The sequence below is a fragment of the Streptomyces gobitricini genome, assembly GCF_039532985.1.
Taxonomy (GTDB): Bacteria; Actinomycetota; Actinomycetes; order Streptomycetales; family Streptomycetaceae; genus Streptomyces; species Streptomyces gobitricini.
On the sequence record NZ_BAAASR010000015.1, the window covers coordinates 251,626 to 265,474 of the forward strand.

Annotated in this window: 11 protein-coding genes; 6 read left to right on the forward strand and 5 right to left on the reverse strand. The window is 74.6% G+C overall.

Annotated elements, in window-relative coordinates:
• The first annotated feature begins 11 nt into the window (after window positions 1-11).
• The 3 genes from ABD347_RS13665 (at window position 12) to ABD347_RS13675 (ending at window position 2,958) form a co-directional block, all read left to right on the forward strand.
• Window positions 12-1,184 carry an anhydro-N-acetylmuramic acid kinase gene (locus tag ABD347_RS13665; RefSeq protein WP_344360568.1) on the forward strand — a complete coding sequence of 391 codons (1,173 nt, stop codon included), beginning with the start codon at window positions 12-14 and terminating at the stop codon, window positions 1,182-1,184.
• A gap of 84 nt (window positions 1,185-1,268) precedes the next feature.
• A complete protein-coding gene (locus ABD347_RS13670) occupies window positions 1,269-1,535 on the forward strand; it encodes a WhiB family transcriptional regulator (RefSeq protein WP_344360569.1) in 267 nt (88 codons plus the stop codon).
• 664 nt (window positions 1,536-2,199) lie between these two features.
• On the forward strand, window positions 2,200-2,958 hold the full coding sequence (locus ABD347_RS13675) for a class E sortase (RefSeq protein WP_344360571.1): 759 nt from the start codon (window positions 2,200-2,202) through the stop codon (window positions 2,956-2,958).
• Here the strand turns inward: ABD347_RS13675 and ABD347_RS13680 are convergent.
• Together ABD347_RS13680 and ABD347_RS13685 are read right to left on the reverse strand one after the other, a co-directional pair.
• The gene (locus ABD347_RS13680) at window positions 2,932-4,185 is read right to left on the reverse strand and encodes a cytochrome P450 (protein WP_344360573.1); all 1,254 of its coding nucleotides are present in this window, start codon (window positions 4,183-4,185) and stop codon (window positions 2,932-2,934) included. The two genes, ABD347_RS13675 and ABD347_RS13680, sit on opposite strands and share 27 nt — an antisense overlap.
• Window positions 4,182-4,958, reverse strand: a complete 777-nt coding sequence (locus tag ABD347_RS13685) for an alpha/beta fold hydrolase (protein WP_344360575.1) — start codon at window positions 4,956-4,958, stop codon at window positions 4,182-4,184. Before ABD347_RS13685 ends, ABD347_RS13680 begins: the two co-directional genes overlap by 4 nt.
• Before the next feature lie 706 nt (window positions 4,959-5,664).
• On the opposite strand from ABD347_RS13685, the gene hpnR reads away from it, so the two are divergent.
• Window positions 5,665-7,176 carry a hopanoid C-3 methylase HpnR gene (gene hpnR / locus ABD347_RS13690; protein WP_344360881.1) on the forward strand — a complete coding sequence of 504 codons (1,512 nt, stop codon included), beginning with the start codon at window positions 5,665-5,667 and terminating at the stop codon, window positions 7,174-7,176.
• Window positions 7,177-7,304: 128 nt separating this feature from the next.
• On the forward strand, window positions 7,305-9,548 hold the full coding sequence (locus tag ABD347_RS13695) for an MMPL family transporter (protein WP_344360577.1): 2,244 nt from the start codon (window positions 7,305-7,307) through the stop codon (window positions 9,546-9,548).
• Here the strand turns inward: ABD347_RS13695 and ABD347_RS13700 are convergent.
• Together ABD347_RS13700 and ABD347_RS13705 are read right to left on the reverse strand one after the other, a co-directional pair.
• Entirely contained in the window at window positions 9,521-10,246 is a 726-nt protein-coding gene (locus tag ABD347_RS13700) for a class I SAM-dependent methyltransferase (RefSeq protein WP_344360579.1), read from the reverse strand. The two genes, ABD347_RS13695 and ABD347_RS13700, sit on opposite strands and share 28 nt — an antisense overlap.
• Window positions 10,247-10,260: 14 nt before the next feature.
• On the reverse strand, window positions 10,261-11,514 hold the full coding sequence (locus tag ABD347_RS13705) for a BtaA family protein (protein ID WP_344360581.1): 1,254 nt from the start codon (window positions 11,512-11,514) through the stop codon (window positions 10,261-10,263).
• A gap of 190 nt (window positions 11,515-11,704) precedes the next feature.
• Between ABD347_RS13705 and ABD347_RS13710 the strand changes: the two genes are divergently transcribed.
• The gene (locus ABD347_RS13710) at window positions 11,705-11,881 is read left to right on the forward strand and encodes a hypothetical protein (RefSeq protein WP_344360583.1); all 177 of its coding nucleotides are present in this window, start codon (window positions 11,705-11,707) and stop codon (window positions 11,879-11,881) included.
• Between the two features lie 536 nt (window positions 11,882-12,417).
• Here ABD347_RS13710 and ABD347_RS13715 read toward each other — a convergent pair.
• On the reverse strand, window positions 12,418-13,530 hold the full coding sequence (locus ABD347_RS13715) for a S1 family peptidase (RefSeq protein WP_344360585.1): 1,113 nt from the start codon (window positions 13,528-13,530) through the stop codon (window positions 12,418-12,420).
• Window positions 13,531-13,849: the final 319 nt, after the last annotated feature.

The window sequence follows — 13,849 nt, forward strand, 5'->3', positions numbered from 1 at the left end:
CGAGGAGGGCCATGCGGGTCATCGGGCTGATGTCGGGGACGTCGTACGACGCGGTCGACGCCGCGGCCGCCGACCTCTCGCTGGAGGCGGACACGCTCGTCCTGACGCCCCTCGGCATGGCGAGCGCGCCCTACCCCGGTGAGGTGCGTGCCGCCCTGGCCGCGGCCCTGCCGCCGGCGGTCACCACCATGGAGCAGGTGTGCCGGCTGGACACCCGCGTGGGCCAGGCCTTCGCGTCCCTCGCCGTACGGGCCGACGAGGAGCTGTGCGGCGGGCGCGCCGACCTCATCGTCTCGCACGGGCAGACCGTGTACCACTGGTGCGAGGACGGTACGGTGCACGGCACCCTCCAGCTCGGCGAGCCGGCCTGGATCGCCGAGGCGACCGGCCGTCCCGTCGTGTCCGGCCTCCGCACCCGCGACGTCGCCGCCGGCGGCCAGGGTGCTCCGCTCGTGAGCATCGTGGACCTCCTGTGGCTGCGCGGGCGCCCCGGCGTGCCGGTGGCCCTCAACCTCGGCGGCATCGCGAACATCACGGTGGCCGCCGGATCCGGCCCCCCGGCCGCGTTCGACACCGGGCCGGCGAACGCGCTGATCGACGCCGCCGTGCACCACCTCACCGGCGGCAGGCTCGGCTACGACGAGGACGGCGCCCTGGCCGGCCGGGGCCGGGTCGACGAGGCGCTGCTGCGGCGGTTGCTGGACGATCCGTACTACGCGCAGCCGCCGCCCAGGACCACCGGGAAGGAACGGTTCCACCTGCCCTATCTGCGGGCCGCCCTGGCCGGGCACGAGGCGCTGCCCGCCGAGGACGTCGTCGCCACCCTCACCCGGCTCACCGCCCGGACCGTGGCCGACGCCGCCCGCTCGGTGCGCGCGACGGAGGTGTTCGCCTCGGGCGGCGGCACCCGCAACCCGGTGCTGATGGCCATGCTCCGTACGGAACTCGGCGGCGTGCCCCTGCGCGGCTCCGGCGACCTGGGGCTGCCGTCGGCCGCCAAGGAGGCGTACGCCTTCGCCGTGCTCGGTTTCCTGACCGTCCATGGGCTCGCCGGGACGGTCCCGGCATGCACCGGTGCCCGGCACGCGAGCGTCCTCGGCTCGCTCACGCCGGGCTGGCGCGGGCTGCGCCTGCCGGAGCCGGCCACCGCCGCGCCCGTCCGGCTTCGAGTGTCAGGCAATTGACGCCAATTTACGGCGATCTGTTTCGACCCCTCCCCTCGCGGCGACCCGAAGAGGACGAACCATTCGACGGATTGGGAGACTTCCATGAGTGACTGGCGCCAGCAGGCGGTGTGCCGCGACGAGGACCCGGACCTCTTCTTCCCGATCGGGAACACGGGCCCGGCGGTTCTCCAGGCGGAGGACGCGAAGGCCGTGTGCCGTCGCTGCCCGGTGCGGGAGCCGTGCCTGGAGTGGGCGCTGGAGTCCGGCCAGGAGGCGGGCGTCTGGGGCGCCACCACCGAGGACGAGCGGCGCGCCCTGAAGCGCCGCCGCGCCGCACGCCGGGTCTCCCAGGGCGCCGGGAGGCGGTGACCGCGGGCACCGGCGGTCGGCGTGCCGCTGCCGGATCCGCAGGGGCGCCGGTGAACGGGGCGTGGCCGGCGCCGTACCTCGCCACCGCGAACGGCCCGTGCCGCGGCCCGGGGCTCATCGCCCACGTCGCCGGTGAACGGCGCGGGGACCGCGTGGCGTCTGTGACGCCGCCCCTTCTGGTCGCGTAGGAGTCCGGGAGCGCTCGTCGCCGTACAGACGGTTCACCGCTCCACACCGGCTCGATGATCCGGGCCCTCACCGTTCCGGGTGAGGGCCCGGATCATCGAGCCGGTGTGGTCGTCCTGGCGGCGGGACTCGTTCCGCGCCCGGGCGGCGGCCGGTGCCACGGCGAAGGCGGACGGCCCGCTCAGTCAGGTCGGCCCGGTCAGCCCGGTCAGCCCGGTCAGCCCGGTCAGCCGCCAGGGAGTCCCGCATCCGGGACCTCACATGCCGCTCCACCGTGCGTGCGCGGCACGGTCCGGCCGCGAGTCCTTCCTGGTTCAAGTCCAGCGAACGGAGGCGGCGGCGCGACCGTCGGCTACGGTGCCGTCGCGCTGCGCTGTCGGGACTACCCAGGGAACACCTGACCGGTTTACGGTGGTGTGACCAGAAGCGGCCGCCCTTTCCGAGCGGTGGCCCGCACCGGCTACTGATCCGGAACCCCATGCTCAGCATCCGCACCGCTTCCGCCGCGCTCACGAGCGCCCTCGTCGTCGCGCTCGTCGGCTGCGCCACCGGGGGCAGCGGTGCCGCCGAGCGCCCCATGGCGGCGGCCCCCGTCCCCGGCACGCCCACCGCCGTGGTCGTGGCCGATCCAGCGCCCGCGGCCCCCGCCCCGACGCCCGCCGCGCCCTCCGTGTCCGTCGCGCCCTCACCCGAGCCGCCGCCCGGTGAGACGGCCCGCACGCAGGCCGCCGTGCTGGCCATCCCGGACATCGGCGTCAAGGATCTGCGGGTCGTGCCGTACGAGGGGACGACCGACGACTGGCCGGGCACGAGGATCCAGAACCGTGGCGTGGCGGCCAGCCCGTACGGTCCCGAGGGCGGCGTGGGGCCGGGTGAGATCGGCAACTACCTGGTCACGGCCCACCGCCTCTCCTCCGGCGGCCCGCTGCGCGACCTGCCGGCCCTGGAGGTGGGCGACTCGGTCTTCGTGACCTCGGGCGGCACGGTCCACGAGTACCGGATCACCGAGACCCGCAAGACGTCCTTCCGTTCCGCGGCCTCCCTCGCCGAGCAGCGTGCCGCCGTTCCGGGCAAGCCCGGCGAGCGGCCGGCCAAGGCCATAATCACCGTCTCCACGTGCGCGACGCCGGAGGACGACGCGGCCGGGAACTTCTGGCGGGACGACAGGGGCAATCCCGAGCACCGGATCGACAAGGTCGGCGTGCTGGTGTCATCGAAGGAGACGCAGGGGCAGTGACTTCAGGCCGTTGATGAAGTGGGACACCAGTCGCCGGGGCGGCGCGGCGGGCTCGTAGGGCGGCAGGACGCGCAGCGCCTGCTCATGGAGGACCCGCAGCTGGAGCCGGGCGAAGTGCGCGCCCAGGCAGACGTGCGGGCCGTCGCCGAACGACACGTGCGGATTCGGGGAACGGGCCAGGTCCAGGCGGTGCGGGTCGGTGAAGACCCGCTCGTCGTGGTTGGCCGAGGCATGGAAGACGACCACCTTGTCGCCCCTGCGCACCCGCCGGCCGCGCAGGACGCGGTCCTCGGCCGCCGTGCGGCGGAAGTGCAGCACGGGCGGGTGGAACCGCAGCAGCTCCTCGACGGCGGTGGCGACGCCGAACCGCCCCGAGCGCAGTCCCCGCTGCTCCTCCGGGTGCGCGGCGAGGGCGAGGAGCCCACCGGGGGCGGCGCTGCGGACGGTGTCGTTCCCGGCGACCGTCAGCAGGAAGAAGAACATCTCCAGCTCGCCCTCGGACAGATCGGCGTGCGCGAGGGAGGTGAGGACGTCGTCGCCGGGGTGGTCCCGCTTGTACGCGGCGAGGTCCTGGGCGTAGCCGAACATCTCCTTGAGCATGGCGGGCGAACGCGGGTTGACGGGCGTGCCGTCCGGACCGGGCACCGGGGGCTCGTCCGGGTCCTGGTACGCGATGACGCGCTCGGTCCAGGTGAGCAGCAGCTCCCGGTCGCCCGCCGGCACACCGAGCAGGTCGGTGAGGTTGAGCAGGGCGTACTCGTCGGTGACGGTGCGGACGGCGTCGACGGTGCCGTCGCCGTCGCGGGCGGCGGAGTACGCGGCGGTGAGCAGGTCCCGGGCCCTGGTCGTGGCGGCGGCCTCGAAGCGCTCGACGCGCGCGGGTGTGAACGCTCGGCTGACCAGGCGCCGGAGCCTGCCGTGGGCGGGCGGGTCCTGGTTGAGCATCATGCGGCGGATGAACGGCAGGTCGGCCGGGTCGGGGTTGCGGATCTGCGTGGCTCCCAGGCACGAGGAGAAGCCGCGGGCGTCCTTGAGGACCCGTACGACGTCGCTGTGCCGGGTCACCGCCCAGAAGCCGGGCCCGGCGGGCCAGCCCAGCACCTCGTGCTCGTCCTGCCAGGCCACCGGGTGCCGGTCGCGCAGTTCGCGGTAGGCGTCGTGCGGGATCCCGCGCGCGTACAGCCGGGGGTCGAAGACGTCGGGCACCGGCCGCGGCGGGACGGTCACGCCGGTCCGTCCGCGCGAAGGAAGTCCTCGACGACCCGGATGAGCTCCAGGGGCGTCTCGTCCATCGCGTAGTGGCCCGCGAGGGGCAGTTCGGTGACCCGGCCCTTGGGGTAGCAGCGCAGCCAGGTGTGCCGCATCAGTTCGGCGCCGAGCGCCGGGTCGAGCGCCCCGACGACCGCGAGGGCGGGTACGTCGCTGCCGGCGACCTCGGCGTGGAAGTCCTCGCACGCCCAGGAGTCGAGCCAGGCGCGGAACGCCGTGGGGTCGCTGCGGTCCAGGGAGCGGCGCACCATACGGTCGAGCCAGGCGGCCGGCCGGTTACCGCCGGTGGTGACGTCGATGATGGCGCGGCGGTTGGCGGGGTTCCCGGCGGCCCCGGCGAACAGTTCCCACTGCTCCGGCGGCATCAGCAGCCCGCCCGCCGGGACCGGCGAGACGCCGACGAGCCTGCGGACCCTGCCCGGCGCGGCGGCCAGGACACGCTGGGCGACGCTGCCGCCCATCGAGTGCCCGACGACGGAGAAGCGCTCCCAGCCGAGCCGGTCGGCCAGGGCGAGCAGGTCCGCGGCCGCCTGGGTGGTGGTGTACGGGCCGGGGGCGTCCTTCGCCTCGCCGTAGCCGCGCAGATCCACGAGGGCATAGCTGAGCGCGTCGCCGTCGAGATCGGCGAGGAGGGGCGCGTAGGCGGCGCGGTCGGCGAGCCAGCCGTGGACGGCGAGGACGCGGTGGGGTCCGTCGCCGATCCGCTGGTGGGGCAGGAGGAAGGGTGCCACGGGCGCTCCGATCGAGGGGGACGGCCGGTCGCGTTCACCTTGGCCCGCTCCCGGCCCCGCCACAAGACCGCCCCTTCCTGGCGGCGGGTCGGCATGCCCGCGCGGCCCGCCCGCCGGTCGTGCCCCGCCGGGCCCGGGGGACGGGCGGGGGTGGTCCGCGTGCCGCGCGGCGGGCCCCGCTTCGGGGCCTTGCCGCCTGCGGCGGGGGAAGACCGCTCCGGGTGGCGATCACCTCCGCCGGGGCCCCGCCCGCGACCGTCCGGAGCCGTGGCCGGACCACGGCCGCGCACCGCCTGGCCGTACGCGGCTTCCCGGCTCGCGCGGACCGGCGTCGCACCCCGGCGCGGACCGCCCCGTCCCTCCCGCGGTCGGCGACCCGCCGGCCCGGCCTCCTCGGCCGCCCCGGGCCCCCGGCCGGAACCAGCCGCCGGCCCCCACGGTCCCACCGCCGCCCGCCCGTCGCGGTGGGGAACTGGCTGGTGCGCCCGGCCCCGCCCGGCCCGCCCGCCGCGCCCCGTCCACTCCTCCGCCCCCGGGCCCGCCCCCGCGGGGGCGCGGCGCGCCGGGTTCTCGCGGAAAGCGGGCGGCCGGGCGGCCGGGCGGGCCCGTATCCCCGGCCCTCGGCGTGGCTCCTGCGAGAAATGTGAGCAAAGAGGCAGAAATGGTACACGTAGCTGCCCTGTGCCGCCGTCGGCTGGAGACTGAGATGCGCGTGATGCTGGTTCACCCGAGTGCTCTGATGTACTCGGAGATCTTCCTGCGACTCGAGCCGTTGGGTCTGGAACGGGTGGCCGCGGCAGCGCGTGACGCCGGTCATGAGGTGCGCGTCGTCGACCTCCAGGTGCTCTCGCGCGACCTGCTCGACCGGGAGCTGGAGTCGTTCGCGCCCGAGGCCCTCGGTATCTCGCTGAACTACCTGGCCAACATCCCCGAGGCGATCGAGATCGCCCACCACGCCAAGGCCGCCTCCCCGGGGTGCTTCGTCTTCCTGGGCGGCCACAGCATCTCGTTCATCGCCGAGCACGTGCTGGAGCAGGCGGAGGGAGCGGTCGACGCGATCGTCCGCGGCGAGGGCGAGCCGGCCGTCGAGCCGCTGCTGGCCGCGGCACGCGACGGCGGCCTGAAGGACGTCCCGGGCGTCGTGTGCGCCGAGGGCCGCGGGCCCGCCCCGAAGCTGCTGGACAGCCTGGACAGCCCGCGGCCCGCGCGCGACCTGATGCGCAAGCGCAACCGGTACTTCATCGGGGAGCTCGACCCGTGCGCCTCCATCGAGTTCACCCGCGGCTGCCCCTGGGACTGCTCCTTCTGCTCCGCGTGGACCTTCTACGGGCGCAGCTACCGCAAGGCGTCCCCCGAGGCGGCCGCGGAGGAGATGGCGTCCATCCGGGAGCCCAATGTCTTCATCGTCGACGACGTGGCGTTCATCCGGCCCGAGCACGGCCATGGCATCGCCGCCGAGCTGGAGCGCCGGCGCATCCGCAAGCAGTACTACCTGGAGACCCGCAGCGACGTCCTGCTGCGCAACGAGGAGGTCTTCGCCCGCTGGACGAGGCTCGGCCTGCGGTACATGTTCCTGGGCATGGAGGCCCTGGACGCCGAGGGCCTGGACCTGTACCGCAAACGGGTGAGCCCGGACGACAACTTCAAGGCCCTGGAGACGGCACGCCGGCTGGGCATCATGGTCGCCATCAACCTCATCGTCGACCCCGCCTGGGACGCGGAACGCTTCCGCCTCGTCAGGGAGTTCGCCCTGTCCGTACCGGAGATCGTCCACCTCACGGTGATGACGCCCTACCCGGGCACCGAGATCTGGCACACCGAGTCCCGCCAGCTGACGACCCGTGACTACCGGCTCTTCGACATCCAGCACGCCGTCGTGCCCACGACCCTCCCCCTGGAGGAGTTCTACCGCGAGTTGGTCCGGACGCAGGCCGTGCTCAACCGCAAGCACCTGGGACTGCGCAACGCCATCGGCGCGATGAGCGTGCTGGGCCGCAACCTCGCGCGCGGCCAGACGAACTTCGCGCGGATGCTGTGGAAGTTCGGCAGCGTCTACAACGTGCGGCGCCAGATGGCCGACCACCGGCAGCCCGTGCGGTACGAGCTTCCGCTGCCCAGGCACAGCGCCACTCCGCCCGGCCGGCAGGACCTGTTCATCCACACCAGGGCCGCCTCGCACACACGGCCGCAGCCCGACCCGGAGCCGGACGGCGTCTGAGCGCCGCTTCCCCCGTCCGAGTACACCCGCCGGGTCGCGCCGACCGTACCGGCGGCCCGTGTGGAAGGTTGAGGAGTCCGAGTCCGACCCCGGTGACGGCTCCGGGGCGAAGGCGTCAGGAGACACATGTGCGGTCCGGGATCGTGAAACGGCGGCCGGGTCTCCTGCCCGATGACCCGCTGGGCGCGCTCGCCGAACTGGTCCTGCGCTTCCCCGTCCGTACGCTGGCGCTGACCGGCTGCGCGCTGCTGGTCGCGGCGGTGGCGGCGGTGGGCGTGACCGGGAAGATGCACCACGGCGGTACGACGCCCCCGGGCTCCGAATGGGCGCGCGCCGAGCACACGCTGTCCACGGCGTTCCGGAGCGGCAGCCCGACGGTGACGCTGGTGGCCACGGCGCCCGAGGGCGGATCGGTGGACGACCCGGCGGCGGTACGCGCCGGGACCCGGCTCGCGGAACGGGCGCGCGCGCTGCCGAAGGTGGTGGGGGTGCGCTCGTACTGGACGGGGCGCCCCGCGTCACTGCGGGGCGGCGACGGGCGGTCTGCGCTGGTGCTGCTGCGGGTGGCGAGCAGTGAGGCGACCGCGCACAAGGACGTCGAGCCGCTGCTGCGTGAGCTGACGGGCCGGCACGGTCCGCTGACGGTCGCCGCCACGGGTCCGACGCCGGTGGGGCTGGCCATCGAGCGGCAGAGCCGGATGGACCTGCACCGTACGGAACTGCTGGCCGCGCCGCTGACGGCGGCCGTCCTCGTCGTCGTCTTCGGCGGCGTCGTCGCGGCCGGGCTGGCGCTGCTGGTCGGGGTGTGCGCGGTGGTGGGCGCGATCGCGTTCCTGAGCGGGCTGTCCCATCTGACGACGGTGTCGGTGATCTCGCTGAACCTGACCACGGCGCTCGGATTCGCGCTGGCGGTCGACTTCAGCCTGTTCATGCTGGCCCGCTACCGGGAGGAGCGGGCACGGTACCGCGACGAGCGTGACCGGGGCGAGGCCACGCACCTGGCGCTGGTGGCCACGGTGTGCAGCACCGGCCGCACGGTGGTGTGTTCGGCCGCGACGGTGATCGGCAGCCTCGCCGCGCTGCTGGTGTTCCCGCTCGGCATGCTGCGTTCGGTGGCGTACGGCGGGATCGCCGTGGTGGCGCTGAGCGCGTTGCTGGCGGTGACCGCCCTGCCCGCCGCGCTGCTCCTGCTCGGCCCGCGGATCGACGCGCTCTCGGTACGCCGCCGTCGCCCCTGGGCGGTCCGGGACGGCGGCCGCTGGTACCGCCTCGCGTACGGGGTGATGCGCCGGCCGGTGCCGGTGGTGCTGGTGCTGGGCGTGCTGCTGACCGCGCTGGTCCTGCCGTTCACCGGCGCCCGGTTCGGCACGTTCGACGACCGGGCGCTGCCGGCCGGTTCGGCGACGCGGCAGGCCACGGACACGGTGCGCCGCGACTTCGACCACCACGCCCTCCATCCCGTGCAGGTGGCGCTGCCGGGCCTGGACGCCCGCGCGGGTGCCTCCGCGCTGGACGGCTACGCCCGGCGGCTGGCGCGGCTGGAGCACGTGGCGCGGGTGGAGACGGCGACGGGCACGTACCGGGCGGGCCGCCGGGTGGGGCCGCCGGTGCCGGGGCACGGTTACGCGTCACCGGCGGGCGTGTGGGCGGCGGTCGTCACCGACGTCGGCCCGGAGACGGCGGAGGGCGCGCGGGTGGCCCGGGCGGTGCGGGCCGTCTCCTCGCCGGTACCGGCGCTGGTGGGCGGCACGCAGGCATGGCTCGCCGATCTCGGCGACACCATCCGGGCGCGCGTCGTGCCGGCGCTGTCGCTGATCGCCGTGGTGACGCTACTGCTGCTGGGGTGGTGCACGCGGAGCGTGGTCCTGCCGTTGAAGGCGCTGGTCCTCAACGTCCTCAGCCTGAGCGCCACGTTCGGTGTGATGGTGCTGGTGTTCCAGGACGGGCATCTGAGCGGATGGCTCGGCGGGTTCACGGTGACCGGGGTGACCGACACCGTCGTACCCGTGCTGGTGCTGTGTGTGGCGTTCGGTCTGTCGATGGACTACGAGGTGCTACTGCTGTCGCGGACGGTGGAGGAGCACGAGGCGGGCGCGTCGACCCGGCAGGCGGTGGCGCGTGCCGTCCAGCGCACGGCGGGGCTGTTCACGGCGTCCGCGCTGGTCGTCATCGTCGTGATGGCTGCGCTGGCGGCGTCCGGTCTGCTGTTGCTGAAGGTGGTGGGGGTGGGCCTGGCCGTGGCGGTGTTCGTCGACGCCACGGTGATCCGGCTGCTGCTGGCGCCCGCCCTGATGGCGCTGCTCGGCCGGGCGAACTGGTGGGTGCCGACCGTACGGCCCGCCCTTCAGTCCTTGGTGCCGATGAAGAGGTAGTACGGCACGCGGGCCGGCAGGTACGGCACCGGGGAGAGGCGTTCACGCACGTGGACCGCGGTGAACCGGGCGCGGAGGTAGGGCAGGTGGTCCGGGGAGAGGAAGACGTTGTTGTGGCTGAACCAGGCGGGCCACAGGTGGCGGCGCCACGCGGCGTGGCGCGCGCCGCCGGCGGGGTGCTTGCGCGAGACGTAGAAGTCGCAGACGGCGATCGTCCCACCGGGCCGGAGGATGGCGCGGGCGTGGTCGACGGCCGCGAACCAGTCGGGCATCATCGTCAGCGCGTAGGAGAACATGACGACGTCGGCCTGTCCGTCCCGGGGCCGGTAGTCGGTGGCGCTCGCGAGGACGGTCTCCACGTTGTCCCAGCCGCACCGCTCGACCCGTCGGCCGGCGACGTCCAGCATCGATGAGGAGACGTCGACCAGGGTGATCCGGTGGAAGTCCTTGCGCCGCCGCTCGTCGAGGTGCGCGATGTTGCTGCCGGTGCCCGCTCCCATGTCGACCAGATGGCCTCCCGGTGCGGCCGGCAGCAGATCCATCAGGTCACGGCGGCCGTGCAGGAGCCGTTCCCGGAAGGCGTCGTAGTCGTCGGCCGTCGAGCGGTAGTACGACTCCATGCGCTCGGCGGGTGTCGTGCCCGCGACGCGCGGGAAAGCCATGTGGCGGATGGTGCGCAGGTCGGTCCGGATGCCCATGGGCGCTCCCTCGGTCAGGGCAGGTCGGCGATGTGGAAGCTGCCGTAGGTGTGCACCCGGTCCTGTTCGTGCAGGCGGGCGGCGAGCTCCGGATGGCGGTGCAGCAGTTCCGTCAGCCGTCGCGTACGGCCCTCGTGGACGACGCTCACGGGGTCGAGGTAGCGGGTGCGCAGTCCTGCGCTGCGGTAGATGACCCGGGCGCCGGGGCGGGCCGTGTCGACGATGGCCTGCCACTCCTCCGCCAGGGCGGCCTGGTCGCGCCAGGCCATCCAGTCCATGTGGTCCAGCAGCACGAACTTCGACACGTCCGGCCGGGGCGTCGCGGCGGTGAGGTATCCGGTCACCGTCGTGGTGCGCACGTCCAGACGGGGCAGGGCGTCGCGGAGGCGGGCGAAGTTGGCGGCCTTCAGGTACTCGGGACAGCACGTGGGCGTGTACGAGCCGGTGATGTAGGCGCGCCAGAAGTAGTTGTCGGTGACGGGCAGCCGGCCGAAGATCGCGTCGAGTCCGTCGTGGATGAGCTGGGCCGTGCCCCCGGGGTACTCCTCGGTGATCTCCCGGCGCTGCTGGGGCGGCACCCCGGCGAAGCTGAGGGCGAGCGGCTGTGCGCCGAGGCGCGCCGCCGACCAGAGCTTGTCGCGCAGCCGGGACTCGTAGATGTGCCGCTGCTCGGCGAGGGTGGGCGCCTCCAGCAGCTCCTCCAGGTGGGGGCCGAGGCCCTGGAAGCGGCGCAGGAAGAGCATGAGGCCCTTGGCGAGGAAGCCGGAGGTGCCCCGGTAGTAGAAGGAGTTGCGCCAGCCCCGCCCGGTGAAGGCCTCGATGTACCCGTCCCAGTACCGGCGCGCGAAGGGTGACAGGTCGCCGCGGAGCGCGTCGCGGTACATCTCGTGGGCCCGTCCGGAGCGGCCCGCCCCGAACAGTTCGAAGAACTCGCCGTGCGACAGGCGCCGGACACCGGCCGCCTTCAGTTCCAGCAGGGCGTTCTGGCGTGGGTTGACGTCGACGGCCGTCACCTTGCCCGCTCCGGCGAGCAGGTAGTCCAGCGCGTTGCAGCCACCGCTGGTGATGACCAAAACATGGTCGTCGGGCCGGATGCCGAGGGCCGCGCGGTCGAGCGCCGGATCCTCCCAGCAGGCGTTGTAGACCAGCTTCCGGTCGTGCAGGGCGGTGAACATCCGCCCCGCCAACGGGGTGCCCGCGCGGGGGGCCGGCAGGGCCGGGGAAGGGGCGGCGACCGGCGTCACGTCGGCGGATGGGTACGAGGGCATGGCCCTCACCATGCTGGATGGAGCGCCCCGGCCGGTGCGGAGACACCCGGATTCCCCCGGTCGGCCCAACTCCCGGCGGTGCCGTACTAGGCCGGGCGGGCGGCTTCCCGCCCGGCGCGGGCCCGCGCGGCCGCCGCACCGGCCCGCCGGGAGCACTCTGTCGGTGGGACCGACCGAGGGAGTGACCACCATGGGACGAGAGCGACCGCCGGGCGTGACGCCGCTGGGCATGGTGGGCACCGCCGTGACGCTGGCGGCACTCACCCTGCTGGTGCGCGGCCGGCAGCGCCCGCCCCGCCGGTCCGCGGCGGGCCGGGACGCCCCCCGGAACCGCTGGACGCCCCTGATCCTCATCCCCGGCGCGTAGGCCCGCCCCCGGGGAGGGGGCCGACCCCGCGCCGACCGCGCCCGGCACCACCGGCGCGCGGCACGACTCACGGCCGCGGCGCCTCGCGGGCGGCGGGCCGCGCCCGGGCGCCGCGTTTCCGGCCGCCGCCCGTCCCCGGGGAGCGTGTCGCCACCCGTGCCGTGCGGCGCACCGGGCGGGACCGCGCCGCACCGGCGCCGGCCCCGGCTCCCGGCCACGGGCTGGCCGCCACCACAGGACGCCCGCCCTGCCCGGGCGAGGGGGGACGACCCGTACCGCCCGCGGCACGCGGCCCAGGCGGGGGGAGTGACCCGCACGCCCCGCGCACGCACATCCCGGACCTCACGATCCGGACGAGGGCGCCCATGCCCCCGCGACGCACGGCTTGGGATGTGCGCCGCGGGGGCGGGAGGCGACCCGTGTGCCCCGGCCACCCGGCTCCGTCACCCGCGCGAGGAAGCGAGGCGTGGCGGGGCGCACCCGGATCCCGGCAGGGGTGCAAACGCGCGGGCGGTCGCGCGGCGCCCCGGCGGGCGTCAGCCGCCGATGGTGGCGCCGACCGCGGCGAGAGCGGTGGTCGCGGGCTGGAAGAACGTCTCACCGCCCACGTCGCAGTTTCCGCTGCCGCCCGACGTGAGGCCGATGGCATCCCCCTGCCGGGTGAACAAGGAGCCGCCGCTGTCGCCGGGCTCCGCGCACACGTTGGTCTGGATGAGCCCGGTGACGGTGCCCTCGGGGTAGTTCACGGTGGCGTTCAGGCCGGTGACCTGACCGTCCCGCAGCCCCGTGGTGCTGCCCATCCGGAACACCTGCTGTCCGACCGCCGCCTCGGCCGCCTGCCTGATCCGCAGCTTCCGCCCGCCGCCCACGTCGACGACGCTCGGCGCCTCCGCGTCGGCGTCGTCGTAGGTGACGAGGCCGAAGTCGCCCTGGCCGGGGAAGACGCTCTCCCGTACGGATCCGAGCCGCGTGCCGTTCTGGTCGGCCCACTGCTGCGAAGCGGCGGTGCAGTGCCCGGCGGTGAGGAACCCCTTCCGGCCGTCCCGCGTGGTGACGTTGAAGCCGAGCGAGCAGCGTGAGCCACCGCCGAAGACGGCGTCCCCGCCGTCGACGAAGGGCTTGAACTCCCCCTTCGACTTCTGGAGCCGGGCCATGCCCGCCCCCAGGGAATCGACCGCCGACTCCAGCTTCTCCCACCGGTCGCCGGTGACCGTGCGGTCGGCGGTGACGAGGACCTGGTTCGTCCTGGGGTCGACGGCCCACGCGGTCCCGGGTATCCCCGCCTCCCGCGACAGCGTCCGCGTCGCGGACGTCAGTTCCCCGGTGCTGTTCCGTACGGGCCGGGCGACCGCGCCGGCCTGCTCGACCTCGGCCCTCTCCGCGTCGTCGCCGTCCGCCACGTTGACGACGAGCTGCCGCTTGGCCGCGTCGTAGTACGCCCCGCCGTAGGAGTCCCCGAGGGACTCGCCCAGTCGCCTGGCCACCTGTGCGGCGGACGCGGCACTCAGGGTCTTGGCGGTGACCTGCCGCGGTTCCGGTCCGGACTGGGAAGCATTGGCGTTGGGCAGCAGGATCGCCGCCGCGGCAATGCCGACCGCCCCGGCTCCTGCGAGGACGGCTTTTCGCTTGGGTATGCGCCTGTGACTCAACTCCGCTGCTCCTGCTGGTGGTTCGGACTCCGGTTGCCGACGGCGACCGGGGGACGCGTCCGCCCCTAGGTACGGATGGCGCGGCGGGCGCGTTCACCGGAGCGACGACCGCTTCGCCGTCCCGCGACCACGCCCGCGCGGTCCCGGCGTGCGCGGTCCGGGCGTGCGCGGTCCGGGCGTGCGCGGTCCGGGCGTGCGCGGTCCGGGCGTGCGCGGTCCGGGCGTGCGCGGCCATGCCGAGGGCACGCGGCTGGCTGCTGCCCCGCCGGTCCGTTCCCGTGAGCCCGACGCCGTACGGGCCACCGCCCTGCTCCCGGCC